The 24,368-nt window shown below is 73.3% G+C and carries 18 protein-coding genes; 8 read left to right on the plus strand and 10 right to left on the minus strand.

The window, feature by feature from the left end:
- Positions 1-137: 137 nt before the first annotated feature.
- From ACWCXC_RS12420 to ACWCXC_RS12435, 4 genes are all read right to left on the minus strand, one after another.
- Positions 138-479 carry a hypothetical protein gene (locus tag ACWCXC_RS12420; protein WP_450680622.1) on the minus strand — a complete coding sequence of 114 codons (342 nt, stop codon included), beginning with the start codon at positions 477-479 and terminating at the stop codon, positions 138-140.
- 263 nt (positions 480-742) lie between these two features.
- Positions 743-2,077 carry an AAA family ATPase gene (locus ACWCXC_RS12425; protein WP_450680621.1) on the minus strand — a complete coding sequence of 445 codons (1,335 nt, stop codon included), beginning with the start codon at positions 2,075-2,077 and terminating at the stop codon, positions 743-745.
- Positions 2,074-3,687, minus strand: a complete 1,614-nt coding sequence (locus tag ACWCXC_RS12430; protein ID WP_450888491.1) for a hypothetical protein — start codon at positions 3,685-3,687, stop codon at positions 2,074-2,076. Before ACWCXC_RS12430 ends, ACWCXC_RS12425 begins: the two co-directional genes overlap by 4 nt.
- A 1,062-nt stretch (positions 3,688-4,749) precedes the next feature.
- Positions 4,750-5,718, minus strand: coding sequence for a phosphatase PAP2 family protein (locus tag ACWCXC_RS12435; protein WP_450680619.1), 969 nt, complete (start codon positions 5,716-5,718; stop codon positions 4,750-4,752).
- Positions 5,719-6,020: 302 nt separating this feature from the next.
- On the opposite strand from ACWCXC_RS12435, the gene ACWCXC_RS12440 reads away from it, so the two are divergent.
- Positions 6,021-6,617 (plus strand): histidine phosphatase family protein, encoded by a 597-nt coding sequence (locus ACWCXC_RS12440; RefSeq protein WP_450680618.1) that lies wholly within the window; start codon positions 6,021-6,023, stop codon positions 6,615-6,617.
- 12 nt (positions 6,618-6,629) lie between these two features.
- Here ACWCXC_RS12440 and ACWCXC_RS12445 read toward each other — a convergent pair whose 3' ends face one another.
- On the minus strand, positions 6,630-7,985 hold the full coding sequence (locus ACWCXC_RS12445) for a tetratricopeptide repeat protein (protein ID WP_450680617.1): 1,356 nt from the start codon (positions 7,983-7,985) through the stop codon (positions 6,630-6,632).
- Between the two features lie 243 nt (positions 7,986-8,228).
- Between ACWCXC_RS12445 and ACWCXC_RS12450 the strand changes: the two genes are divergently transcribed.
- Entirely contained in the window at positions 8,229-8,684 is a 456-nt protein-coding gene (locus ACWCXC_RS12450) for a hypothetical protein (RefSeq protein ID WP_450680616.1), read from the plus strand.
- Between the two features lie 61 nt (positions 8,685-8,745).
- Complete coding sequence (locus ACWCXC_RS12455) at positions 8,746-9,666, plus strand: spermidine synthase (protein ID WP_450888494.1); 921 nt, start codon at positions 8,746-8,748, stop codon at positions 9,664-9,666.
- 18 nt (positions 9,667-9,684) lie between these two features.
- Here ACWCXC_RS12455 and ACWCXC_RS12460 read toward each other — a convergent pair whose 3' ends face one another.
- The gene (locus ACWCXC_RS12460) at positions 9,685-10,212 is read right to left on the minus strand and encodes a hypothetical protein (protein WP_450680614.1); all 528 of its coding nucleotides are present in this window, start codon (positions 10,210-10,212) and stop codon (positions 9,685-9,687) included.
- Between the two features lie 110 nt (positions 10,213-10,322).
- On the opposite strand from ACWCXC_RS12460, the gene ACWCXC_RS12465 reads away from it, so the two are divergent.
- From ACWCXC_RS12465 to ACWCXC_RS12475, 3 genes are all read left to right on the plus strand, one after another.
- The gene (locus ACWCXC_RS12465; protein WP_450680613.1) at positions 10,323-11,030 is read left to right on the plus strand and encodes a response regulator transcription factor; all 708 of its coding nucleotides are present in this window, start codon (positions 10,323-10,325) and stop codon (positions 11,028-11,030) included.
- The gene (locus tag ACWCXC_RS12470; RefSeq protein ID WP_450680612.1) at positions 11,027-12,469 is read left to right on the plus strand and encodes an ATP-binding protein; all 1,443 of its coding nucleotides are present in this window, start codon (positions 11,027-11,029) and stop codon (positions 12,467-12,469) included. The genes ACWCXC_RS12465 and ACWCXC_RS12470 overlap by 4 nt, the downstream gene beginning before the upstream one ends.
- A 319-nt stretch (positions 12,470-12,788) precedes the next feature.
- Positions 12,789-14,279: a glycoside hydrolase family 18 protein gene (locus tag ACWCXC_RS12475; RefSeq protein ID WP_450680611.1), complete on the plus strand. Its 1,491-nt coding sequence runs from the start codon at positions 12,789-12,791 to the stop codon at positions 14,277-14,279.
- A 172-nt stretch (positions 14,280-14,451) separates the two neighbouring features.
- Here ACWCXC_RS12475 and ACWCXC_RS12480 read toward each other — a convergent pair whose 3' ends face one another.
- Complete coding sequence (locus ACWCXC_RS12480; protein WP_450888621.1) at positions 14,452-16,221, minus strand: 2-isopropylmalate synthase; 1,770 nt, start codon at positions 16,219-16,221, stop codon at positions 14,452-14,454.
- A gap of 230 nt (positions 16,222-16,451) precedes the next feature.
- On the opposite strand from ACWCXC_RS12480, the gene ACWCXC_RS12485 reads away from it, so the two are divergent.
- Positions 16,452-17,144: a FadR/GntR family transcriptional regulator gene (locus tag ACWCXC_RS12485; RefSeq protein ID WP_450888498.1), complete on the plus strand. Its 693-nt coding sequence runs from the start codon at positions 16,452-16,454 to the stop codon at positions 17,142-17,144.
- A 2-nt stretch (positions 17,145-17,146) separates the two neighbouring features.
- On the opposite strand, the gene ACWCXC_RS12490 is transcribed toward ACWCXC_RS12485, so the two are convergent.
- The 3 genes from ACWCXC_RS12490 to aspT (ACWCXC_RS12500) are packed head-to-tail and all read right to left on the minus strand — an operon-like array spanning position 17,147 to position 22,216.
- Positions 17,147-18,820, minus strand: a complete 1,674-nt coding sequence (locus tag ACWCXC_RS12490) for a bifunctional aspartate transaminase/aspartate 4-decarboxylase (protein ID WP_450680609.1) — start codon at positions 18,818-18,820, stop codon at positions 17,147-17,149.
- A 15-nt stretch (positions 18,821-18,835) separates the two neighbouring features.
- The gene (gene aspT / locus ACWCXC_RS12495) at positions 18,836-20,539 is read right to left on the minus strand and encodes an aspartate-alanine antiporter (protein WP_450680608.1); all 1,704 of its coding nucleotides are present in this window, start codon (positions 20,537-20,539) and stop codon (positions 18,836-18,838) included.
- Entirely contained in the window at positions 20,540-22,216 is a 1,677-nt protein-coding gene (aspT, locus tag ACWCXC_RS12500) for an aspartate-alanine antiporter (protein ID WP_450680607.1), read from the minus strand.
- Between the two features lie 669 nt (positions 22,217-22,885).
- Between aspT (ACWCXC_RS12500) and ACWCXC_RS12505 the strand changes: the two genes are divergently transcribed.
- Positions 22,886-24,214, plus strand: a complete 1,329-nt coding sequence (locus ACWCXC_RS12505; RefSeq protein ID WP_450680606.1) for an ABC transporter substrate-binding protein — start codon at positions 22,886-22,888, stop codon at positions 24,212-24,214.
- Positions 24,215-24,368: the final 154 nt, after the last annotated feature.

Below are 24,368 nucleotides of genomic sequence, written 5' to 3' on the forward strand. Positions count from 1 at the left end.
GGGCGCGCGGAGCCCCACCGGTCACACAGGCCGAAGGCCGTGGCGCGGACGTTCCCCGGGACCGGCCGCCCCGGCACGCACGTGCCCCGCACCCGGCCGCCCCGCACACCGCGCCCCGCACACCCCCGGCCGCCCTGTCAGGGCCGGCTCTCGTTCAGCAGGCTGCGGCCGAACTCCACCATCTTCACCGCGTAGTCCTCGGTCCACTCGGCCCGGCGGGCGATCTCCGCCGTCGACAGCCGGTCGAAACGGCGCGGATCGGCCAGCTGGGCCGCCGCGATCGCCTGGAACTCCACGGCCCGGTCCGTCGCCGCGCGGAAGGCCAGCGTCAGCTCGGTGGCCCGGCTCAGCAGCTCCTTGGGGTCCTCCATCGACTCCAGGTCGAAGAAGTGCTCCGGATCGGCCACCGCGGCCGACGGCTCGAAGAGCAGCGGTGCGGGGCGCAGCCTCTGCTGCTCGTTCCGCTCGGGTTGTGCCATGTGCTTCGTCCTCCTCCGGTGGGCCCGACGGCCACCCTCCATTGTCCGCGCGGGCGCAAGGGCGCCCCGGGCCGTCGCGCGGCCCCCGCACTCAACACCCCGCGCGCACCCGGTGTTCCGCCAGATGCGCCGGCACCGCGTGGTTCGCCTCCCAGCCGTCCGGGGCTGTAGCCGTTGGCCGCCTCCGGCGGCGTGCCGGACTCCGTCCGTCAGTCGGGTGGCGATGCGCTCGGCGCCGTACGGGACGGGGGCCGGTGCGGTGGTCACGGTCGCCAGACCACCCGGTGTTCCGCCAGATGCGCCAGCACCGCGTGGTTCGCCTCCCAGCCGTCAGGGAACTTGACCGTGACCCCCAGTTGCACCGGCTCCGTGGACGGATGCTCGTCCAGCAGCTCCGCGACGCCCTCCCGGCAGACCACGATGCACGCGTGCCGGTGCCGGGAGGCCAGCACGCACAGCCGGCCGGTCTCCAGATGGAAGGCGGTGGCGTCCGGGCGCCCGGACAGCGGATGGAGGACCACCGTCACATCGAACTCGCGGCCCTGGAGCCGGTTCGCCGTGTCCACCGCGACACCGGACACCCCCAGCTCGGCGAGGGCCGCCCGCACCGCCGCCGCCTGGTCGCGGTGGGCCGTGCCGACCGCCACCCGGTCCGCCGTCACCGGCGCCGGCACCTCGGAGCGCTCGCTGACCGCGGCCCCGCCCCGGTCCAGCAGCCGGCGCACCACCCCGGCCACCGCCCGGACCGCCTCCGGATCGGTGCGCGGGGTGTGCCGGGCCGGCAGCTCCAGCAGCCCCCAGCCCGACTCCGCCGCCTCGTCCAGCACCCGGTCCGCCGCCGAACCGTCCGACGCCACCCCGAACGACAGCCGTCGGTCCCCGTGGTCCGTACCGCTGCGGAACGGGGTGTACGGGTAGAAGGCGTCCGACACCAGCGGCGCGGCCGAGGCCGGCAGCCGCCAGGACACCGGGAGCCGGTGCTGCGGCAGCTCCGGATTGTGCGCGAGCAGCGTGCTCACCGCACTGGCCGAGGGGTCGTAGCTCAGCCCCGCCCACTGGTCCGCGCCCACGATCGAGAACGGGTCCAGCTGGCCCGGATCACCGACGAACAGCGCACGCTCGAAGAGCCCGGCCACGGCCAGCAGCGCGTCCGAACGCATCTGGTACGCCTCGTCGACGATCGCGTGCCCCCACGGCTCCACGTTCTTCACATGGGCCCACTTCGCCGCCGTCGAGATGACGACGTCGAGCCCCGCCAGATCCGCCGCCTTCGCCGATTTCCGTACGTTGTCCAGGCCGTCCAGCACCGGGTCGTACGGGTCGGAGTCGTTGCTGTGCAGCCGGCCCACCGGTAGCCCCGGGTCCTTCTCCGCCAGCCGCACCACCAGATCGTCGACCTGGGCGTTGGTCTGCGCGACCACCATCAGCGGGCGCCCGGCCGCGGCCAGTTCGCGTGCGGCCCGCACCACCAGCGTCGACTTGCCGGCGCCCGGCGGGGAGTCCACCACGATGCCCCGGGCGCTCCCGTGCAGCGTGTCCTCCAGAATCCGGGCGGTGGCCAGGTCCGCCGCCGCGCCCGGGTCGAATACGGCCGTCACAGCAGGTCCTCCGGGGTCACGGGGTCGGGATGCTCGGCCGCCGTCGCGGCCGTGCCCGGCGGTCCGCCGTGGGTCCACGGCGTCTCCTCCGCGTCCGGCAGCCGCGGCCCGCCGCGCTGGTCGTGCTCGAACAGCGTCCAGGCGATGCGCTCACCGGGCTCGGGGACGGACCCCGGCGCGGGCTCCTTGCCCCGGCCCATCCGGTCCAGGATCCGCAGCACCAGCGCGGGCGCGCCGTCCTCGCCGTCCGCCGGGCCGTACCCCGCGAACTCCGCCGTCTGCGGCTTGCCGTCCAGCGTGCGGTAGACCTTCACGCGCTCGCCCAGCTGCGGCCGCTCGTCGGTGCGCACGGTCACCAGCGGGCGCGGCGAGGGCCGCTTGGACTCGCTGTACGCGCTCTCCACCGCGACCACCTCGCCGAGGAACGCCTCGCCCGCCAGCCGCCGGCCGGCCAGCACCAGCGGATCGTCCAGCGCCTCCTGCGCCTCCAACTGCGCCTGCGCCGTCTCGCGCGCGGCCAGCTTGCGGGCGGCCGTCACCGCGTCGTCCCGGCGCGGCTGCGGCGGCTCACCGGCCCGGACCCGGTCGCGGTGGCCGGTGAACGACCAGCGGTCACGCGTCCAGCGGTCCTCCGCCCCGGCCCCCTCCGGCAGCTCCCGCAGCAGGTCCAGGGCGTGCCACACCGCGTCCCAGGTCGGCCGCATCACCCCGGCCAGCAGCCCCCGGATCTCCCGCTCGGCCGCCGTCAGCTCGGCCAGCCGGGCATCGGCCGCCAGACCGTCCTCGGCCGAGGCCAGCGCGGTGCGCGCCCGGTCGAAGCGCTCGATCGCCGGGGCCAGCAGCCGGTTGTCGAAGTCCGGATCGGTGGCCGGTCCGGCCGGCGGGCAGAGCAACTGGCCCCCGGCGTCCCTGGCCAGCTCGGCCCGGAGCGCGGCCTCGGCCCCCGATTCGCCCGCCGGCGGGTCGATCCAGGCCAGCAGGGCGCCCAGATGCTGGTCCTCCAGCGAGGACTGGCCGCTCGCCCAGTGCCGGTTCAGCAGGTCCGTGGCGGCCAGCAGCAGCGAGGAGCCCGGCACCCGGGCCCGCTCCCCGTAGTGCGTCAGCCAGCGGCCCAGCAGCGGCACCCGGACGGGCGCCGGATACGGGGTGTCCGGATCGTCCTCGGCGGTGCGCCGGAACCGCATCGAGCGACCCAGCAGCCGGACGAACTCGATTCCCGCCCGGCTCGGCACGATCAGCTGCGCCGCGTCCAGGCACAGCTCCGCCTCGACCTTCGTCCGCTTGCCGGTGGCGGGATCGGTCTCGTTCCGTTCGACGGGCTCGACCGCGTCCGCGTACGCCTCGACGGCCGGCAGGACCGCCTCGGCCAGCTCGGCCAGGAAGGAGAAGCGCAGATCCCGGTCGCGCGGCTGGGCCACCGTCAGCAGCCGGGGCGCGTCCCGGTCCGTGCCCACCAGCGCGCCCAGTGGCGCGCCCGCCTCGCCCGCCGTGGTCAGCGGCACCAGCACCAGCGGACGCTCCACCAGATGGCGGTGGCGGACCGTGGCCGTCGGCTGCGCGCGCCCGCTCTCCACGGCCTCCAGCCGGGCCAGGGTGGTGATCAGCGACATGCCGCACCGCCCTCCAGCGCCTCGGCGCGCAGCGCCGCCGCCCGGCGCAGCGCGGCGACCGTCGGGTCGGCCGGATCGCCCTCCTTGCCCGCGGCGGCGGCCAGCACCCCGGCGACCGTGGTCAGCCCGCCCAGCTCGCCGCGGACCCCGCGACCCAGCGCCTCGACCGCTCCCGCCTCCCGGGCCCGGGACCGGCAGTGGAAGGCCAGCTCGCAGGCGGCCAGGCACTCCGGGGCATAGGCCGCCTGGACCGCGTCCACGGCGGTGCACAGCTCCTGGGCCGGGCGCGCGGGGTCGAAGGTGGTGCCCTCGGGGAGGGCGGCGGCGATCTCCTCGATCCGGGTGAGCCGGGTCAGCTGGCGGCGGGTGACCGCCCGCTGCTTGCGGACGTCGACCACGGAGGCGGTGGGCAGATTGGAGAAGTCCTTGGGGCAGACCAGCAGCACCCGGTGGTCCACCCGCGCGCCCCCGGTCGCGTCGGAGACCCGCTCCAGCGCCAGGACGTAGACGGCGGACTGGCGGGCGGCGGCGCCGACCTTCGCGGCGTCTGCCGAGCCGTCGATCATGGGGAAGGACTTGATCTCGACGACCGTCCAGGTGCCGTCGGGATGGACCACCACCGCGTCCGGCTCCAGATAGGCGGGGGAGCCCGCCACCTCCAGGGCCAGCATCGGGTGGTCCAGCAGCGTCCAGCCGCCGGAGCCGGTCGCCTCGCGCAGCGCCAGCGCGGTGCGGGCCGCGCGGCCCTCGGGGCCGGCCGCCGCCAGATCGGGCACCGCCACGTCCCGGGGCGGCTCGCCGGGCACCCCGAAGCGGTCGTGCAGCAGCCGCATCAGCTCCGTACCGCCGTCGGCCTTCACGCGGGCCTCGAAGGCGTTGCCCCGCATGAAGGCGAACTGGGACTGGCCGAAGGGGGCCGGGGAGCCGAGGGCGGTGGCGAGGGCGCCCTTGTCGACGCCCGCCCCGTCCAGCAGGGCGCGTCGCCGGCAGCCGGGGTTGGCGGCCAGGGCGGCCAGCGCGCGGGCGTCCAGCGGACGCGGCGCGACCGCCGGCCCCCTCAGCTCAGCGAGCCGCCGCCGCAGGGTCGCCGCCGGTGGCGCGTCCGGCTCCGGCGGTGACGTCGGCCGGGGCAGCCGGGCCGGTTGCTGCGGTGTCGGCGGGGTCTGCGGAGGAGGTCCGCTGGCCGGGAATTCGCTCACCCGCGGAAGTCTTGCATCCGGCACTGACATCCGGGGTGCCCGCCGGGGCGGAGAGGCGGGCGAATCGAGGTCCCAGCGCCGCCTTGACCCGGTCGGCCAGGCGCATCACGGGCCGGGCCAGCAGCGCGCCGGCCCCCATCACGGCCGCACCGGCCACGGCGTCGAGGAAGTAGTGGTTGGCGGTGCCCATCACGACGACGACGGTGATCACCGGGTAGGCGATCCCGGCGGCGCGCAGCAGCGGGTGTTTGGCGTGGCGCCACAGCAGGATGCCGCACCACAGCGCCCAGCCCACGTGCAGACTCGGCATCGCCGCGTACTGGTTGGTCATGCCGCCCATGCCGCGCGGGGCGCTGGCCTCGGTGCCCCACCAGCCGTACGCGCTGTACTGGGCCATCGTGTCGACGAAGCCGTGCGTGGCGTCCAGCAGCCGCGGCGGGCAGGTCGGCATCAGCGTGAAGCCGATGAGGCCGAGCATCGTGGAGGTCATGAGCCAGGTGCGGGCCCGGCGGTAGACGGCGGAGTGGCGCCGGAAGAGCCAGACGAGCACGGCCGGGGTGACCACGTAGTGCAGGGAGGCGTAGGCGAAGTCGGCCGGTATGCCTATGGAGGCGTGGGCGGTGAACAGCCGGTTGAGCGGATGCTCGGCGTTGAGGTGGAGGGCCTTCTCCAGGTCCAGGATCCGCAGCCCGTGGTCGACGGCCGTGGACACGTCGCCGCGGACCAGGAGCCGGCCGCCGGAATAGCACGCGTACACCAGGGCCAGGAGCGGAAGCTCGGTCCACCAGCGGGGCCTGGGGCGCTGCTCGGGCGCGGTGGTGGCAAGCGGCATCCGGAAGCTCTCCATCATGTGTTCATGCGGCCGACGACGGGCGTTCAACCGTACGGTGCGCGTCGGCCGTGAATCCCCCGGGGGTGCGGTGGGCACCCGTCAGCTGCTCATTCTGTCTGTGGTCACAGGGACGCCGCGGCGGCCCCGCGGGTTGCCCCGCGCACGGGTGCGCGATGATGGGAAATCCGGACGTTCCGTTCCCCCGCTCCGCCCGTTCCCTCCCGGACGGACGCGTCCCCGTCGACGTCCAAGATCTCAGACATCCGCACCTCAGGTCTCAGTTTTCCAGGGAGAACCGTCACATGGCACCGCGCATCCTGCTGGCCCGGCACGGCCGGACGGAATGGTCCGTCCGCGGCAATCACACCGGCAGGACGGACATTCCGCTGCTCGACTCGGGGCGTGAGGGGGCCAAGCTGCTCGGTGAGCGACTTCACAGCGGACCGTGGGCGGACCTGCCCGGCCTGGAGGTCCGCACCAGCCCGCTCGTCCGGGCCTCGGAGACGTGCGCCATCGCGGGGTTCGGCGGGCGGGCCGAACCGTGGGACGCGCTGCTGGAATGGGACTACGGCGCGTACGAGGGGATGACGCCGGCCGAGATCAAGGCGATCCGGCCGGACTGGTTCATCTGGCGCGACGGGGTGCCGGACGGGGAGACCCTGGCCGAGGTCTCGGGCCGTGCCGACGAGGTCGTGGAGTGGGCGCGTTCGGCCGACCGCGACGTCCTGGTCTTCGGCCACGGCCACATCCTGCGGGTGCTGGGTGCGCGCTGGCTGGGCGAGGACGCCTCCTTCGCGGCCCGTATCCGGCTGGACCCGACCTCGCTCTCCGTCCTGGGCTGGGCGTACGGCGCCCCGGCGATCGAGCGCTGGAACGACACCGGTCACCTGGAGCGGTGACGCCCGCGGGCGTTACGCGTAGGCCCGTGCCGTCGCGTGGCGGTCCAGGAAGTCCTTGACGTCCACCGAGCCGCGGACCCGGGGCCGCAGCACCGACGCCGCGTTCGCCAGCATCGTGCGGATCCGGGAGGACTGGACCTGGTCGAGCAGGTCCAGCACCCGGTGCCCGGTCGCGGCGGCCTCCTCGGTGAGACCGGCGCGGGCCAGGTCCATGGTCAGCTCCGTCCGGTAGAGGGCCAGGTTCCGGGTGAAGTGCGGGTCCTGGAGCCGGGTGGCCCGGCGCGCGTGCCGGGCGGCCCGCGCCCACTCGCCCAGCGCCGACCAGCACTGCGCCTCCAGCATCTCCAGCTCCGCCTCGCGGAAGAACGTCATCCACTCCGGGTCCGAGGCCGCCGGTCCCTTGGCGAACGCGGTGTGCGCCCGGCCGAGCGCCCGTTCGCAGCCGGTACGGTCCCCGAGCCCGGCCCGGCCCCCCGCCTCGCGCAGCGCGAGCAGCGCCTCCAGCCGGGGCGAGCCCAGCGGCCGGGCGGCGCGCTGTCCGGCCTCGGCCGCGCGGACGGCCTCGCGCGGCCGGCCGGTGTCGCGGGCCAGGAAGGAGGTGTTGCAGAAGGCGTGCGCCTCCAGCGCCGCGTCCCCGGCCACCCGCGCGGTGGCCAGCGCCTCCGCGTAGTGCGAGCGGGCGTCCGCGAACCGGCCCGAGTCATGCGCCAGCCAGCCCACGGAGATCGCCAGCTCGCCGGCGCCGGCGTGCAGCCGGTCCGCGGTGGAGCGGCGGGCGGCGGTGCCGGAGTCGAGCAGGGCGTACGCCGTCCGCAGGGGCTGCGAGGCCCGCCGGTAGAGGCCGTCGCCGCCGTGCCGGTCGTCGAGCAGCCGGATCTGGCGCACCGCCTTCTCGACGGCGTTCACCTCCGCGTCGCCGACCCGGCGTTGCAGGGGCAGGGAGACGGCGGGGCCGCCGAGGCCCAGGCCCAGGGAGGCGGCCACCGTGGTGCCGCCCGTCATGAATGCGCGACGCAGCACGTCGCTCTCCTCGTCGGTGTCGCTGCCGAGCACGAGCAGCGGGGAAGTCGGGGACGGCGGGGATTCCGCCGCGGGCCTGGCCGCTCTGCCGCGTACCGATTCACGCGGGGAGAAGCCGAGGTCCGCGAGGCTCGCCCCGGGGAACATGTGGAGGAAGACGCGTTCGTACGCGTAGTTGGGACAGCGGATCTCGCCGGACTCCACGCGCCCGATGTAACGGGCGTCGCACGCGACCTGCTCGCCGATCTCGCGGGCGGACCTGCGTACCGCGGCAGCGAACTCCCCGGCGGACCGCTGTCCGCGCAGTCGCCGGAAGGCGAGGTTGGGAACTGCCCCTGTCGACGCCATGGCGGGGCCCTCTCTGGTGCGAGCCGGAAGCCTGTTGCCGGGTGTCCCGGCGGAGCAAGAACGTACCGGCCGCGACGCGGCACACACCCTGGCCTTTCGCCGCAAACCGGGTATCTCGCCCATGATCCGCCATGAACTGCCACCCTTTGCGGCGGTGCTGCACCGTAGCCCTTGACGCGCTCCGCGCGTTGGTCCATGCGGTGGCGGAGTCCGGCTCCGTCCGGCGATGAGAGGAGAGGTCCCTTGTTGCATCCCGGCACGGCGGCCGGCGCGCGGACGACCGCGACGACGGCCGCGACCGCGACGCGTGGCACGGAGGTGCCCGCCGCCGGGGACGCGCCCCCGGTGCCCGAACCCTGCGATCTGGTCACGGTCCCCGCCCGGCAGGGCCTGGAGGCGGTCGACATCCTGCGCCGCGGCGCGGACCAGGAGGCCGTCGGCCCGGTCATCCACGACGGCGCCTGCGCCACGGTCGGCTTCCTGGTGCCGCCCGGCACCGCCCAGGGCTGGGACGTGCCGGGCAGCGCCTGCACCCGGACCGACGGCCGGGGGCTGCGCCTCCCCGCCGAACCCCCGGCCGCCGGGAGCGGCTGGCTGCTGCCGCCCGCCGAGGACACCCCCGTCACCGATCCGGCCGTGCTCAGGGCCGCGCTCGACCAGGCCGCCCGGCTCATCGAGGCGGCCGACAACTGCCGCTGAGCGCCCGTCCCCCGGGCGCCGTCCATAATGGGAGGACGGCACGGGGCAGGGACGAGGGACAGTGGCACGCAGAGGAGCGTCCGGCGGTACGGGCGACCGCACGCGGCGGGCGGACCGGGGGACCGGCCGGGCGGCGCGCGGCTCCGGCGCCGCCGACACCGTCACCGAACCGGTCGGCGGCGGGCTCGCGGCCCTCGTGCCCGACCGGGAGCGCCCCCGGGCCCGGACGCTGACGATCGACGGCGCCCCGCAGTCCCATGTGGACCTCGACGACCCGGCGTACCTCTCGTTCGCCTACCAGCGCCGGATCGGCCACGTCGCGGATCTGGCGGCCCCCGCCGGACAGCCGCTGCACGTGGTGCACCTGGGCGGCGGGGCCTTCACCCTGGCCCGCTACATCGCCGCCACCCGGCCCCGCTCCACCCAGCAGGTCATCGAGGTGGACGAGGCGCTCGTCGCCCTGGTCCGCCGGGAACTGCCGCTGGACCCGCAGGCCAGGATCCGGGTCCGCGCCACCGACGCCCGCGCCGGGCTCGGGAGGATCCAGGACGGCTGGGCCGATCTCGTCATCGCCGACGTCTTCAGCGGCGCCCGCACCCCCGCCCACCTCACCAGCACGGAATTCCTCACCGAGGTCCGCCGCGTCCTGAAGCCCGGCGGGAGTTACGCGGCCAACCTCGCCGACGGCCCGCCGCTCGCCCATCTGCGCGGCCAGATCGCCACCGCCGCCGCCCTCTTCCCCGAACTGGCCCTCGCCGCCGACCCGGCGGTCCTGCGCGGCCGCCGCTTCGGCAACGCCGTCCTGCTGGCCTCGGACACCGCGCCGAGGACCGCCGAGCTGACCCGCAGGGTGGCGACCGATCCGCATCCGGGGCGCGTGCTCCACGGCCGGGAGCTGGTCGACTTCACCGGCGGAGCGGGCCCGGTGCACGACGCCGCGGCCAAGGCGTCGCCCGCCCCGCCCCCCGGCGCCTTCGACTGAGCGGACCGCGCCGCACGGTCAGGAGGCCACCACGTCGACCTGCGGCGGATGGTCGTGCCAGGTGCAGTACACCGACACCGTCGTCCCGTCGACCTTGGCGAAGTTCACCCGGATCCAGGTGGTGTTGGTCCACACCTGCACCGACCAGCCCTGCTCCGGGGTGGCGGAGACCAGCTTCGCCGAGTCCGCGCGGAACTCGAAGACGATCCGGCCGCCGTCCGTGGCGTAACTGCGCGCCGTTCCCGAGGAGGTGGGCGCCGGCTTCGGGGAGCCGGCCGGGGTGTGCGAGGGCGCCCGGGACGGGGCCGCCGACGGCGTCGGCGTGGCCGCGGGGGAGGTGCGCGCGGGCGAAGGGGTCGGACGCGGACGGTGTGTGGAGGAGGCCGTCGTGGTCGCGGCGTCCCGGTCGTCCGTCGTGATCGGCACCGCGCGCGGCGGGTCGTACGCCGTCCCCGCCATGACGGAGTGCACGCCCCACCACGACAGCGTGACCGCGGCGCCGGTGGCGAGCGACCACGCGAGCGTGTGTACCAGTCCTCGTTGCATCGGGGCACATCCTGCACCACGCGTCCCGGCGGTGTCCCCCTCGCCCGCCCCCGCCCCCTCCCCGGCCGGACCGTCTCCGGAACGGACCCGAATGGCGTACGGTGCCGCCCATGCCCAGTGTGCTCGTGGTCGAGGACGACCAGTTCGTACGTTCCGCCCTCATCCGGCACCTGACGGAGGCCGGGCACACCGTGCGCAGCGTGGGCACCGCGCTCGAAGCGCTGCGCGAGGTCGCCCACTTCCGGTTCGACGTGGTCATCCTCGACCTCGGACTGCCCGACCTCGACGGCGCCGAGGCGCTGAAGATGCTGCGCGGCATCACGGACGTCCCGGTCATCATCGCGACCGCCCGCGACGACGAGAGCGAGATCGTCCGGCTGCTCAACGACGGCGCCGACGACTATCTGACCAAGCCGTTCTCCGTGGAGCACCTGTCCGCGCGGATGGCCGCCGTGCTGCGCCGCTCCCGGGGCACCGGCGGACGGACCCCGCCGCCCCGCCTCATCCAGGTCGGCGGGCTCTCCATCGACCCGCTGCGCCGCAGCGCCGAACTCGACGGCACCGCCCTCGACCTGACCCGGCGCGAGTTCGACCTGCTCGCCTTCCTGGCGGGCCGGCCCGGTGTCGTCGTCGCCCGCAAGGAACTGCTCGCCGAGGTCTGGCAGCAGTCCTACGGGGACGACCAGACCATCGACGTCCACCTCTCCTGGCTGCGCCGGAAGCTGGGCGAGACGGCGGCCCGGCCCCGCTATCTGCACACCCTGCGCGGCGTCGGCGTGAAGCTCCAGCCGCCCGCCGCTCCGGAGCCGTCCGCATGAGATGGGCCCTGGTCAAGGTCTGCCTGGCCGTCACCGCGATGGTCGTGGTGGCCTTCGCCGTCCCGCTCGGCCTGGTCGTCAAGGAGATGGCTCGCGACCGGGCCTTCTCCGACGCCGAACGGCAGGCCGCCACGATCGCCCCCACGCTCTCCATCACCACCGACCGCGACAAGCTGGAGAAGGCCGTCCTCACCACCGAGCCGGGCGCCGAGGGCCGGATGGCCGTCCACGTCCCCGCCTCCGGCGAGGCCGGGAGCACCGCCGTGGAGATCGGCACCCGCCGCGCGACCCGCGAAGACCTGGAGACCGTACGGAAGTCGGGGCGCGCCGCCATCACCGAGGTCACCGACGGCTCCGCGCTGCTCCAGCCGACCTCGCTGGGCTCGCGCGGCACGGTCGTCGTCGAGGTCTTCGTCCCGGACGGCGAGGTCTCCCACGGCGTCACCACGGCCTGGCTGATGCTCGCGGCCGTCGGCATCGCGCTGATCGTCGGCTCGGTCGCGGTGGCCGACCGGCTCGGGGTGCGCATGGTGGAACCGGCCCGGCGGCTGGCGGACGCCGCCCAGGACCTGGGGGAGGGGCGGCTCGGCACCCGGGTCCCCGAGGAGGGGCCCACCGAACTGCGGTCCGCCGCGACCGCGTTCAACTCCATGGCCGACCAGGTCGTCCAGCTCCTGGCCAACGAGCGGGAACTGGCCGCAGACCTCTCGCACCGGCTCCGCACCCCGCTCACCGTGCTGCGCCTCAACGCCGCCTCGCTCGGCGAGGGCCCGGCGGCCGAGCAGACCCGGGCCGCCGTCGAGCAGCTGGAGCGGGAGGTCGACACCATCATCCGGACCGCCCGCGAGCAACGCCCGCACACCCAGGGGCAGTCCGGCGGCCCGGGAGCGGGCTGCGACGCCTCCGAGGTGATCCGCGAACGGATGGCCTTCTGGTCGGCGCTGGCCGAGGACGAGGGCCGGGAGGTGCGGCTCGCGGGGGTGGACCGGACGGTACGCATCCCGGTGGCCCGCCCCGAACTGGCGGCCGCGCTCGACGCCCTGCTCGGCAACGTCTTCCGGCACACCCCCGAGGGCACCGCCTTCGCCGTCGACGTCCACCACAGCGGGGACGCGGTGCTCGTGCTCGTCTCGGACGCCGGCGGCGGCATCGCGGACCCGAAGGCGGCGCTGGCGCGCGGCAGCAGCGGCGGGGGAGCGCGGGGCGCGGTCGGCTCCACCGGACTCGGTCTGGACATCGTGCGCCGGGTCGCCGAGTCCACCGGCGGCGATGTGCGGATCGGGCGCTCGGTGCTGGGCGGTGCGGAGGTCCGGGTCTGGATCGGGCTCGGCCCGCAGGGGCCGCAGGGGCGGGGGAGCGGCCACCGGGTGGGACGGCAGCGGCGCGGGGTGCTGCGCCGACGCCCCCGCCCGCGCTCCGGCGCGGGCCCCCGCCTCTGACCGGTGCCCGGTCGCCTTTCCGCGCGCTGGTCTCCGACCGGGGCCCGGCCGCTTCTCCGTGCCGCCCCCTCTGACCGGCGCCCGGTCGCCTTTCCGCGTGCCCGTATCCGACCGGGGCCCAGGAGCGCGGCACAGGCCCGTCCGGCCGGCCGCGTGGTCCGCCGGCCGCCCTGCGCGCCCGGTTCTTAACCCGTGCCGATGTGTTCCTTAAGCCCGGCCTAAGAACGCCAACAGCCGCCCGGATGGCGCGCTTTGCCGGAATCGGGGCCGCTAGCGTGCTTCCGGATCCCCCACTTCCGTATGACGAGGCAGGAACGCGATGGGCACCCGTACGCACCGGCGCACCGTGCGCACCCGGACGAAGGCGATCGGCGCGGTCGTCGCCGCGGCCGTGATCGGCGGCACCGTCTTCGCCCTCACCGGCACGGCCCAGGCCGCCGCCGTCGGTGCCGCGTACACCCGGACCAGCGGCTGGACCGGCGGATACACCGGGCAGTACGTCGTCACCAACGACACGGACAGCGCCCGCTCCGACTGGACCCTGGAGTTCGACCTGCCGGCCGGCACCCGGATCAGCTCGCTGTGGAACGGCGAACACACCGTCAGCGGTCAGCACGTCACGGTGAGGCCCGCGAGCTGGGACACGGGGCTGGCGCCGGGCAGGTCCGTGACCATCGGCTTCGTCACCACCTCCGACACCACGGCCGCCGACCCCACCGGCTGCCTGATCGACGGCGCCGCCTGCTCCGTCGACACCGGTGCCACCCCCGAACCCAGCGGCCGTCCCAGCGAGACCGCCACCCCCACCCCGACGGCCTCCGCGACCCCCACCGCCACCCCGACCGGGAAGCCCACCGCGAGCCCCACCCCGACTCCCACCCCCACCCCCACGAAGACCGAGGGCGGCGGCACGGCGGGCACCGCGCGCTTCGCCCCGTACGTGGACACCTCGCTCTACCCCGCGTACGACCTGCTCGACACCGCGGCCAGCACGGGGGTGAAGCAGTTCACCCTGGCCTTCATCACCTCCGGCGGGGGCTGCGCCCCGCTCTGGGGCGGGGTCACCGGACTCGGTGACGACCACGTCGCCTCCCAGATCGGCGCGCTGCGCGCGGCCGGCGGGGACGTCCGGGTCTCCTTCGGCGGCGCCGCCGGCTCCGAACTGGCCCTGCGCTGCTCCTCGGCCGCCGACCTGGCCGCCGCGTACGGCACGGTCGTCGACACCTACGAGCTCACCAAGGTCGACTTCGACATCGAGGGCGGGGCGCTCCCCGACACCGCCGCCAACACCCGCCGCGCCCAGGCGATCGCCCAGCTCCAGAAGTCCCACCCCGGTCTGGACGTCTCCTTCACCCTGCCGGTGATGCCCGAGGGGCTGACGCAGCCCGGCGTCGACCTGATCGCCGACGCGAAGAGGAACGGTGTCGACGTCGGGGCGGTCAACGTGATGGCGATGGACTACGGCGCCTCGTACAGCGGCGACATGGGCACGTACGCCGTCCAGGCCGCGACCGCCACCCAGGCCCAGATCAAGGGCGTGCTCGGCCTCTCCGACGCGGAGGCGTGGAAGACCGTCGCCGTCACCCCGATGATCGGGGTGAACGACGTCGCCACCGAGGTCTTCACGGTCGAGGACGCCACCCAACTGGCCGCCTTCGCCCGGGAGAAGGGCCTCGCGTGGCTCGCCATGTGGTCCGGCACCCGGGACAAGGCGTGCCCCGGCGGCCCGAAGCCGACCGCGGACGCCTCGTGCAGTTCGATCGCCCAGGAGCCGCTGGCCTTCACCAAGGCGCTCGGCGCCTACCGGTAACGCCCGCGAAGAGCGCCCGCAGCCGGGCTCTCACCCGAAGCCATCCCTCCCCGCGCATCCCGGCCGGCCCCCCACCCCCCACCGCCCCGGCCGGGGTGCGCCCCCCTTCCGCCCCGGCCGGGGGAACCGCCCTTCCCCCGGCCGGGGTGCGTCACCCCCCTTCCCCCGTCGCTCAGTCGAGGGCCGGGACCGGGACGTCCATCCGGTTCACCGCCGAGAGGACCGCGGCCACCGAGGCCGCCACCGCCGAGTCGGCCCGTCCCGCGCCCCAGCGCACCGTGCCGCCCGAGCGGCACTCCGCGTACGCCGTGACCGTCCCCGGGGCCGAGCCGCCCTCCGCGCCGTGCTCCGAGAAGTCGAGGACCGCGACCGGCACCCCCGCCGCCTCCAGGGCGTGGGTGAACGCCGAGACCGGGCCGCCGCCCGTCCCCTCGTAGTCGCCCTCGCGTCCGTCCACCCGCAGCGAGCAGACGAACCGGCACTCACCGGACCCGGTCGTCTCCGCCGACCACGAGGTCAGCGTGACCCGCTCGTCCCCGCCCGGCGCCAGATACGTGGCCTCGAACAGCTCCCACAGGTCCTGGGCGCTCGCCTCCCGGCCGCTGTCGTCCGTCGCCCGCTGCACCGTGCGAGAGAAGTCCGCGCGCATCCGCTCGGGCAGGTCCACCCCGTGCCCGGCGCGCAGCAGATGGGCGATGCCGCCCTTGCCGGACTGGCTGTTGACCCGGATGACCGCCTCGTACGTACGCCCCACGTCCGCCGGGTCGATCGGCAGGTACGGCACCTCCCACCGCTCCTGGCCGGTCCGCTCCCGGTGGGCGAAGCCCTTGCTGATCGCGTCCTGGTGGGTGCCGGAGAACGCGGTGTGGACCAGATCGCCGCCGTACGGATGGCGCGGCGGCACCGCCAGCCGGTTGCAGTGCTCGACGGTGCGGCGGATCTCGTCGATGTCCGAGAAGTCGACCATCGGGTCCACGCCCTGCGCGTGGAGGTTGAGGGCCAGCGTGACCAGGTCCACGTTGCCGGTGCGCTCCCCGTTGCCGAACAGGCAGCCCTCCACCCGCTGCGCGCCCGCCAGCACGGCCAGTTCCGCGCAGGCCACCCCGGTGCCCCGGTCGTTGTGCGGGTGCACGGAGAGGATCACCGAGTCGCGGCGGTCCAGATGGCGGTGCATGTACTCGATCTGGTCCGCGTAGACGTTCGGCGTCGCGATCTCCACCGTGGCGGGCAGGTTGTGGATGACCGGCCGGTCCGGAGAGGCGTCCCACAGCCGGGTGAGGCTGTCGCACAGCTCCAGGATGTAGTCCGGCTCGGTCAGGACGAAGACCTCCGGCGAGAACTCGAAGCGGAGGTCCGCCCCGGGCCGCGCCGCCGCCAGCCGGTCCATCAGCCGGGCCGCGTCCAGCACCATGGAGTGCAGCTCCGCCCGGCCGCGCCCGAGGACGACATCGCGCCAGACCGGGGCGGTCGGGATGTAGAGGTGGACGACGGCCCGGTCCAGGCCCTCCACGGAGGCGAAGGTCCGCTCGATCAGATCGGCCTTGGCCGGGGTGAACACCACCGGGGTCACGTCGTCCGGTACGGCCCCGCCCGTCGCCAGATGGCGGACGAAGTCGAAGTCGGTGCGGCTCGCGGACGGGTAGCCGACCTCGATCTCCTTGTAGCCCATCGCCACCAGCAGATCGAACATCCGGCGCTTGCGCGGGGTGTCCATCGGTTCGGCGAGGGCCTGGTTGCCGTCGCGCAGGTCGACCGGCACCCAGAGCGGGGCCTGTTCGGTACGGGCCTGCGGCCAGCTCCGGGCGGTCAGCGGGATGTCCACCCGGTCGAAGGCGGAGCGGTAGCGGTGGGAGGGCATCGAGCTGGAGCGCTGCGGATTCCAGCGCGGGGCGTCCTCGGGCACCGGGCCGCGCGGGGTGCAGAGGGTGGGGAAGGCGAACATCGGGGACGCGCCGGCCGGGGGCTCGGGCGTGGACTGCTGCGGGAACTCGGGCATGAACACGGTCTCTTCTCGCATCGCCGGACGCGACCGGCACAGCACGGCACCCCGCGGCGGGGTGCCGATCGCTTCAGGCCCCGCCGCGGCAGCCGAGGAGAAGGAGACCGCGGTACGTCACGATCGGTACACTAGCCAGAAACCAAGTCCTCAGACAACCTGACAGGTGAACACGCGTGTCCCCGCTCGGCCCCCTCCACCCCAGCCCCCTGGTCGACCAGGCGACGCGCCATCTGCGCGCCCAGATCACCGAGGGCCACTGGCCGGTCGGCACGAAGATCCCCGGCGAGACCACCCTCGCCCGGACCCTGGGCGTCGGCCGCTCCACCGTGCGCGAGGCCGTGCGGACGCTCTCCGCGCTCGGACTGCTCCGCGCCCGCCAGGGCTCCGGCGTCTTCGTCATCGCCGACGAGGCCGCCGAGGCGTGGCCGCTGCGGCTGCGCCGCGCCGCCGTCACCGACGTCTACGAGGTCCGGATGCTCATCGAGGTCCAGGCCGCCCGGCTCGCCGCCCGCCGCCGCACCGACGAGGACCTGACCGCCCTGGACGCGGCGCTCACCGCCCGGCGGGCCGCCGGCTCCGGCCCCGACGCCGCGTTCGTCGACGCCGACATCGCCCTGCACCGCACGGTCGTGGCCGCCGCCCACAACCCCGTACTCACCGATCTCTTCGGCGAGTTCGCCCCCGCCCTGCGCCAGGGGCTGATCGACCTCGTCGAGCTGCTCGGACTGCGCCGCGCCGACCCGCACCACGGCGAGGCCGAGCACCACGCCCTGGTCAGGGCGGTCGTCGCGGGCGACGCCGAAGCGGCGGGCCGGGCCGCGCAGGCGGAACTGGAACGGACCCTGGCCCGCCTGCGCACCGCCTGACCTCAGGCCGCGCCCGTCGCCTCCGCCGCCCCCGAGGCCCGCCACTCCTGCGCGTACTCGTCGAAGATGGTCCGCAACTGGTGGCCGATCTTCAGATAGTCGAGATCGTCCAGATTGGCCAGGGAGACCCGGACCGACCACTCCGGTCCGTCGAAGCCGCCGCCGTTGAGCAGCACCACGGAGGTCTGCTCGGCCAGCCGGAACAGCGGGTCCACGGGCTCGTAGTTCTGCTCCAGATAGTCGGCGAACTCCTTGCCCAGGGTGCGTTCGGCCTCCGCGAGCAGATCCAGCTCGATGTAGTACGCCGCGCGCTTGGGGTCCTCCGAGATCTTCATGTGGGCGCCTTCCAGCAGCAGTTCGAGCCGCTGCCGCACAATGGCCCGGATCCGGGCCTTGTACTCCTGGCCCTCGTCCAGCATGTCGAAGAGCGAGAAGAGCACCATCATCACCTGCTGCGGAAGCGACAGCCCCGCCGTGTGGTTCAGCGCCACCTGCCGGGAGTCCGCCAGCAGCCGGTCGATGAACCGCATCCGCTCCGGTTCCAGGGTCAGCGAGCCGTACCGCTTGGCCAGCCGGGCCTTCTCCGCGGGGTCCTGCGCGGCCAGCGCGTCGTCGATGACGTTGTCGTCGTGCAGCCCGATGACCCCGAGCCGCCAGCCGGTCGCGCCGTAGTGCTTGGAGTACGAGTACACCAGCAGGGAATTGCGCGGGAGATCGGCGGCCAGCGAGCGGAAGCCCTCCACGAACGTCCCGTAGACGTCGTCCGTCACCACGATCAGGTTCGGGTTGTCCTTCTCCACGATCCCGACGATCTGCTCGGCGACCCGCGGGGCCAGCGCCAGCGACGGCGGATTGCTCGGATTGACGCAGCACACCATCCGCACCGAGGGATCGGCCAGCTTGGCGACCTCCTCGGGCGGGTAGCGCCACTGCCGCACCCCGGTCTCGGTGAACAGGTTCGCCTCCACGTGGACCACGTCGAAGCCGTACGTGTCCAGCTCCGGGATCTCCAGATACGGGGTGAACACCGGCACCATCAGGGCGATCCGGTCGCCCTTCTTCAGGATTCCGTTCTTCAGCAGCGAATCGAAGATGTAGCACATCGCGGCGGTGCCGCCCTCGGTCGCGAACAGGCTCAGCTTCTGCCCCTCCGGCGGCCGGTGGTCGAACATCTCGTCGGCCAGATAGCCGCGCACGATCTGCTCGGCGTGCGGCAGGATGCGCCCCGGCACCGGGTAGTTGTCCCCGATCGAGGAGTCCGCCAGCTCGTGGACGAAGGCATCGGGCTCGAAGCCGAAGCGCTTGACCGCCAGATCGAGGCACGCCGTCAGCAGCTCGATCCCCGGCAGCTCCGGATGCGTCCGCGCGAACCGGGCGAACCGCTCCGCGCACCCGGCCTCCTCCGGCATCCCGCCGAGGTTGTCCGCCGTCCAGACCCGGCGGGACTCCTCGATCGCGAAGTAGCCCAGCGCGTGGTACGCCTCGCGGGGGCCGGTGGCGACCCAGTTCGGGTTGCCGCGCCCCGCGTTGAGCATGACCCGGGTCGTCTTCCCCTTCTGACCGGGCTTGTCGCTCTGCGCCGACTGGGCGATGCTGATGAACTTGTCCTTCAGCTCGAACGGGCTGAGCTGGGCGAACGAGCGGATCTCGGCACGGCTGAGAGTGGCCTTGGGCATGACTGCGCTCCCGGTTCAGTGGTTGAGGATGACGATGACGGCGCCCCACACGGTCAGCAGCACATTGCCGACGGCGTACGGGATGGTGTAGCCGAGCGTGGGGATCTGGGACTTCGAGGTCTCGTTGATGGCCCCGATCGCGGCCGTGGTGGTCTGACCCCCGGCCAGCACGCCCATGAGGATGGGGAACCTGATCTTCTGCACGTAGTGGCCGACCAGGAAGCCCACGATCAGCGGGACGACGGTGGCGACCGCGCCCAGGAGCAGCAGCCCCCAGCCCGCCGACGACAGCCCGCTGGTGAAGCTCGGACCGGCGTTGATGCCGACCACCGCGACGAAGACGCACAGGCCCAGCGTGTCCATGAACCACTGGGCGCCCGGCGGAACGTTCCCGTACGTGGGGTACTTGCCCCGGATCCAGCCGAAGACCAGACCCATGATCAGCCCGCCGCCCGAGGTGGACAGCGAGATCGGGACCCCGCCCGCGGTCAGCGCCGGAATGCCGATGCAGCCGCCGAGGAAGATGCCGAGCCCGACCCAGACCATGTCCGTCGCGAAGCTCGTCGGCACCGGCTTGCCGAGCTCCCGCCCGGCCGGGCCGACCAGCCGCTCCGGACCGGAGAGCACCAGCGTGTCGCCGCGCTCCACCGGGGTGGAGAGCCGGAAGGGGAACTCCGCCCCGGCCCGGTAGATCTTCTCGATGTAGACCCCGGCCATGAAGGGCTCGCGGCGCAGCTCCTCCACGCTCCGCCCCAGCACGGCCTTCTCGGACGCCACCACGTGCAGGGTCTCGGTGCGGTACCCGAGCAGGGTCACGTCGTCCGCCTCCGGGCCCACGTGCGTACGGGCGTCGAAGTCCACCAGGTCGTGGCGCAGGGCGCTGACCGCCACCGTGTCGCCCTCGCGCAGCACCAGCGACTGGTCCTGCGGCAGGACGCCGCCCTCGCGCCGGACGCCGGTGATGTAGATCCGGCGGCCGAGCGCCCGCTGCTGGGCCTCGAAGTCAGAGATGCTGCGGCCGGCGAGATCGGGGCGCTCCACGGTGTACGCGCGCAGCACGGTCTCGTAGTAGCCCTCGCCCTCGTCCGGGTTCTCGTCCGGGGCGTCCAGTTCGGCGGCCAGCTCCGCGCTCTCCTTGGCCAGGTCCCTGCGGTAGAGCCGGGGCAGGACGTTGGCCAGGAGCATCGCGCACAGGATGGTGCCGAGCGGATAGGTGACCGCGTAGCCGACGGCGACCAGGTTCTGTTCGGACTTCACCTGGGAGGAGGAGAGTCCGGGCAGGGTGCCGATGGCGTCCTGGGCGACGCCGATGGCGGCCGACTGGGTGAGCGCGCCGCTCATCAGCCCGGCGCCGAGCCCGGGGCCGTAGCCGAGCACCACGGCGAACAGCCAGGAGATCAGCAGTCCGGTCACACAGACCACGACCGCGTTGACGACCTGCGGCAGCCCGTCCTTGCGCAGCCCGCGGAAGAACTGCGGGCCGACCCGGTAGCCGAGCGCGAACAGGAACATGATGAAGAACAGGTTCTTCACCGTGCCGTCGATCTGGACCCCGAACTGCGCGCCGAGCACCAGCCCGGCGACCAGACAGCCGGTCACCGCACCCAGGGCGATGGCCTTGTAGCGGACCTTGCCCAGCAGGAAGCCGAGCGCGACGACGAGGAAGACGAGCAGTTCGGGGTGGGGGTCGAAGACGTTGCGGTTCAGGAAATCGATCATTCAGTTCCCCAGGACGCCGACGAGGATGGGACCGGTGAGCGGCAGCAGGAAGTTGGAGAGCGCGTAGGTGATCGTGTAGCCGAGCAGCGGGACGGAGCTCTGGGCCACCTGGGTGATGGAGGTGATGGCCGGGGTCGAGCACTGCTGGCCGGCGATCGCGCCGATGAGCAGCGGTTTCTCGATGTGCAGCAGTTTGAGCCCGACGAACAGGGAGATGGTCGCGGGCACCAGGACCATGGCGATCCCGGCGAACGGCAGCAGCGCCCCGTACTCCTTGAGCAGCGGCCATGCCTGCGGTCCCGCGGTCAGTCCGGTGCAGGCGATGAAGACGGCGAGCCCCAGGTCCTTGAGGGTGTTGGCGGCCTGCGGGGGGAAGGCTCCGAAGGTCTGCCTGCGGGAGCGGAACCAGCCGAAGAGCAGCCCGGAGACCAGGCAGCCGCCGCCGGTGCCGAGCGACATCGGGATGTCGCCGATGCGGACGACGATCTGGCCGAGCAGGGAGCCCGCCACGATGCCCGCACCCAGGTAGATGAAGTCCGTCGCGTCGTTCTTGACCACCGCGCCGATCCTCGACACCAGCCGGTTCAGCCCCGAGCGGGCGCCGACCAGGGTGAGGACGTCGCCGCGCTGGAGCGTGGTCTCGGCCGAGGCGGGCAGATGCTGGTCGTTGCGCAGGACATCGGTGATGTACACCCCGTCCTGGCGGAATTCGGGATGGGCCTGCTCCAACTGGGCGATGCTGGAGCCCGCCGTGGCCTTCTCGGTGACCGCGACCTGGCTGGTGGCGAGGGGGGTGTCGAGCCCCGGGACCGCCGGGGTCTCCGGCCCGATCTCCCGGCCGGCCTCGATGATCCCGGCCCGCCGGCCGACCAGCTGGACCAGATCGCTCAGGGTCAGTTCCAGATCCGGGGCGGGATCCATCAGCACGCTGCCGCGTTTGACGGCCTCCACGGTGACGGTGCCGCCCAGCGAGGACTCCAGCTCCCCGATGGTGCGGCCGTCGGCGAGGGTGACGAGGAAGGTGCGGCCGACCGTGCCGGGCAGCGCCTCGCGCTCGTCGGACTCCAGCCCGTGGACGCCGCCGCGCATCTTCTCCCAGAGTTCGCGCGAGGCGTCCCGGAGGTTGATGCGCATCAGCATCGGCATGATCTGGCTGGTGTAGAGCACGATGGTGATCAGGCCGAAGAGGTAGCAGACCGTGTACGCGGTGGCCACGTGCCCCTGGTACTGGGTGATCTGGGCCGAGGTCAGCCCGTCGAGCTTGCCGATGGCCTCGGTGGCCGTACCGACCACGGCGGATTCGGTGGCGGCCCCGGCCAGGATGCCGGAGGCGGTGCCCACGTCGAGGTCGAAGGCCTTGGCCAGACCGAAGGCGATGCCCAGCACGCAGACCAGCTCGATCAGGCAGAGCGCGAAGAACCGCAGGCTCTTGCGGTTCAGGTTGGCGAAGAACTGGGGCCCGGCCAGATAGCCGAGCGAGAAGATGAACAGGGCGAAGAAGACCGTCTTGACGTCGTCGTTGACGCTGACGTGCCGGGTGCCGATCAGCAGCGAGACGATCAGCGTGCCGCAGATCCCGCCGAGCGTGATCGGACCGACGCGGATCTTTCCGACCAGGTAGCCGAGCGACAGGCAGAGGAAGAGGGCGAGTTCGGGATGATCGCGGACCACTCCCATCCGGCCTCACCCGCCCCTGGTGTCATACGTGATCATCGGGTGCATAAGGGAGAAATTAACAGCGGGTGAGCTGGACGGCATGTCCGTTCCACACTGCCGGAACCTGAGGCTCCGGATGCGCCGATGGGGTGACGATCCGGTCAGCGGGCGACCGGCCCTTCCGGCCACCGTCCGGCGCTCGGCTTCGGGGAAAGAACGCGAAAGGGCATCCGGGCGGGCCCGGGGCGCCGGGTCCCGTTCACCTTCCGGCGGGGGGATCGGGGGTTACGGCAGCCGTTCGGCGGTCGCGGCGGAAATCCGGCGCGATCGCGGCGCCCCGCCCGAGCCGTCCGCAAGATCCACTCCCAACACCGCCTCCACCTGCGGTTATTCAGGAATCTCCAGCTCCGCTTGAGGGTGTGGGGCGCTTTGGCAAGCCTTCGGCCGGACACGGTCTCGTGACTTGCAGGACACGCTCGCGCAACGGAAGCGTCTTCAACTCTTGACACCCACCCCCCCGAGGCAGCAACCTTCCGACATCGACGCATGGGAGCGCTCCCACATCGCTCCGGGTTTTCCCCGGGCGAACAGCACTGCCCGTGTCTTCCCCCCCGACCCCACGGCACCCGCACCCACCAGCGGGAACGCCACGCAGTGAGCCAGTCCCACCTTGGACCAAGGAGTAGTGGAATGCGTATCACCCGCACCGTCGCCGGACGGAGCCGCAGAGTCGCGGTTCTGACCACCACGGGCCTGACAGCGGCAGCCCTGCTGCTGACGGGCTGCGGCAGCGACTCGGACGACTCGGACAGTGCCGGCGGCGAAGCTGGCGGGAAGATCACGCTGACCGTCGCCGACTTCGGGCAGTTCGGCTACAAGGAGGCCGGGCTCTTCGAGAAGTACCACGAGCTGAACCCGAACATCACGGTCAAGGAAACGACCGCGGCGGACGAGAAGGTCTACTACCCCAAGCTGCTCCAGCAGCTGAACTCGGGCAGCGGCCTGGCGGACGTCCAGGGCATCGAGGTCGGCCGCATCAAGGAGCTCGTCGACACCAAGGCCGACAAGTTCGCCGACCTGAGCAAGGTCATCGACGTCAACGAGTGGGTGTCCTGGAAGGAGAAGCAGGCCACCACGCCCGACGGCAAGGTGATCGGCGCGGGCACCGACATCGGTCCGATGTCCCTCTGCTACAACACCGACCTGTTCAAGAAGGCCGGTCTGCCGACCGACCGCAAGGAGGTCGCCGCCAAGGTCGCCGGGGGTTGGGAGGACTACCTCAAGCTCGGTGAGGAGTACAAGAAGAAGGCGCCCTCCGGCACGTTCTTCATGGACTCCGCCAGCGCCATGTACAACGCCGTGGTCAGCTCCAACGCGAAGCAGTACTACGACGAGAGCGGCAAGCCGATCTACAAGGACAGCCCCAGCGTCCAGCAGGGCTGGAACCTGGCGGCCGAGGCCGCGGACAAGAAGCTGACCCAGGGCCTCGCGCAGTTCAACGACCCGTGGAAGGCCGCCCTCCGCAAGGGCACCATCGCCACCGTCGCCTGCCCCGCGTGGATGGCCGGCCAGATCTCGGTGAACGCCGGCGAGGGCAACAAGGGCAAGTGGGACATCACCACCGCCCCCGGTGAGACCGCGGCCAACTGGGGCGGCTCCTTCCTCGGCGTCCCGACCGCCGGCAAGCACGTCGAGGAGGCCACCAAGCTCGTCAAGTGGCTGACCGCCCCCGAGCAGCAGGCCGCCGTCTTCAAGGCGATCGGCAGCTTCCCGTCCAACAAGGGCGCGTACGACCTGCCCGACGTGAAGAACGCGACGCTCCCGTACTTCAACGACGCCCCGATCGGCCAGATCTACGCCGATGAGGCCAAGTCCATCCCCGAGACGATCCTCGGCCCGAAGGACGGGATCATCAAGGACACCATCTCCACCCAGATCAACAACATGGAGCAGCGCGGCACCAAGCCGGACGACGCCTGGAAGGCGGCGACCGAGTCGATCGACAAGGCGATCGGCTGACGTTCCGCAAGCGCGGGCGGCCCCCGGGCCGCCCGCACCTGCGTGTCCCACTCCAGGGGCACTGGGCTCCGCGGCCCGGCCGCGCGGAGGGCTTGGACGGGGCGGCCGGACGGACTCCGGCCGCCCCGTGCAAGCCCACCGCCCGCGCTCGTCG

This window comes from Streptomyces sp. NPDC001515 (assembly GCF_053597115.1).

Coding starts and splice junctions, on each gene's coding strand:
- ACWCXC_RS12420 (WP_450680622.1), bottom strand. CDS start 479: ATGGCACAACCCGAGCGGAACGAGCAGCAGAGGCTGCGCCCCGCACCG.
- ACWCXC_RS12430 (WP_450888491.1), bottom strand. CDS start 3,687: ATGTCGCTGATCACCACCCTGGCCCGGCTGGAGGCCGTGGAGAGCGGG.
- ACWCXC_RS12435 (WP_450680619.1), bottom strand. CDS start 5,718: ATGCCGCTTGCCACCACCGCGCCCGAGCAGCGCCCCAGGCCCCGCTGG.
- ACWCXC_RS12440 (WP_450680618.1), top strand. CDS start 6,021: ATGGCACCGCGCATCCTGCTGGCCCGGCACGGCCGGACGGAATGGTCC.
- ACWCXC_RS12445 (WP_450680617.1), bottom strand. CDS start 7,985: ATGGCGTCGACAGGGGCAGTTCCCAACCTCGCCTTCCGGCGACTGCGC.
- ACWCXC_RS12460 (WP_450680614.1), bottom strand. CDS start 10,212: ATGCAACGAGGACTGGTACACACGCTCGCGTGGTCGCTCGCCACCGGC.
- ACWCXC_RS12465 (WP_450680613.1), top strand. CDS start 10,323: ATGCCCAGTGTGCTCGTGGTCGAGGACGACCAGTTCGTACGTTCCGCC.
- ACWCXC_RS12470 (WP_450680612.1), top strand. CDS start 11,027: ATGAGATGGGCCCTGGTCAAGGTCTGCCTGGCCGTCACCGCGATGGTC.
- ACWCXC_RS12475 (WP_450680611.1), top strand. CDS start 12,789: ATGGGCACCCGTACGCACCGGCGCACCGTGCGCACCCGGACGAAGGCG.
- ACWCXC_RS12480 (WP_450888621.1), bottom strand. CDS start 16,221: ATGTTCGCCTTCCCCACCCTCTGCACCCCGCGCGGCCCGGTGCCCGAG.
- ACWCXC_RS12490 (WP_450680609.1), bottom strand. CDS start 18,820: ATGCCCAAGGCCACTCTCAGCCGTGCCGAGATCCGCTCGTTCGCCCAG.
- aspT (WP_450680608.1), bottom strand. CDS start 20,539: ATGATCGATTTCCTGAACCGCAACGTCTTCGACCCCCACCCCGAACTG.
- aspT (WP_450680607.1), bottom strand. CDS start 22,216: ATGGGAGTGGTCCGCGATCATCCCGAACTCGCCCTCTTCCTCTGCCTG.
- ACWCXC_RS12505 (WP_450680606.1), top strand. CDS start 22,886: ATGCGTATCACCCGCACCGTCGCCGGACGGAGCCGCAGAGTCGCGGTT.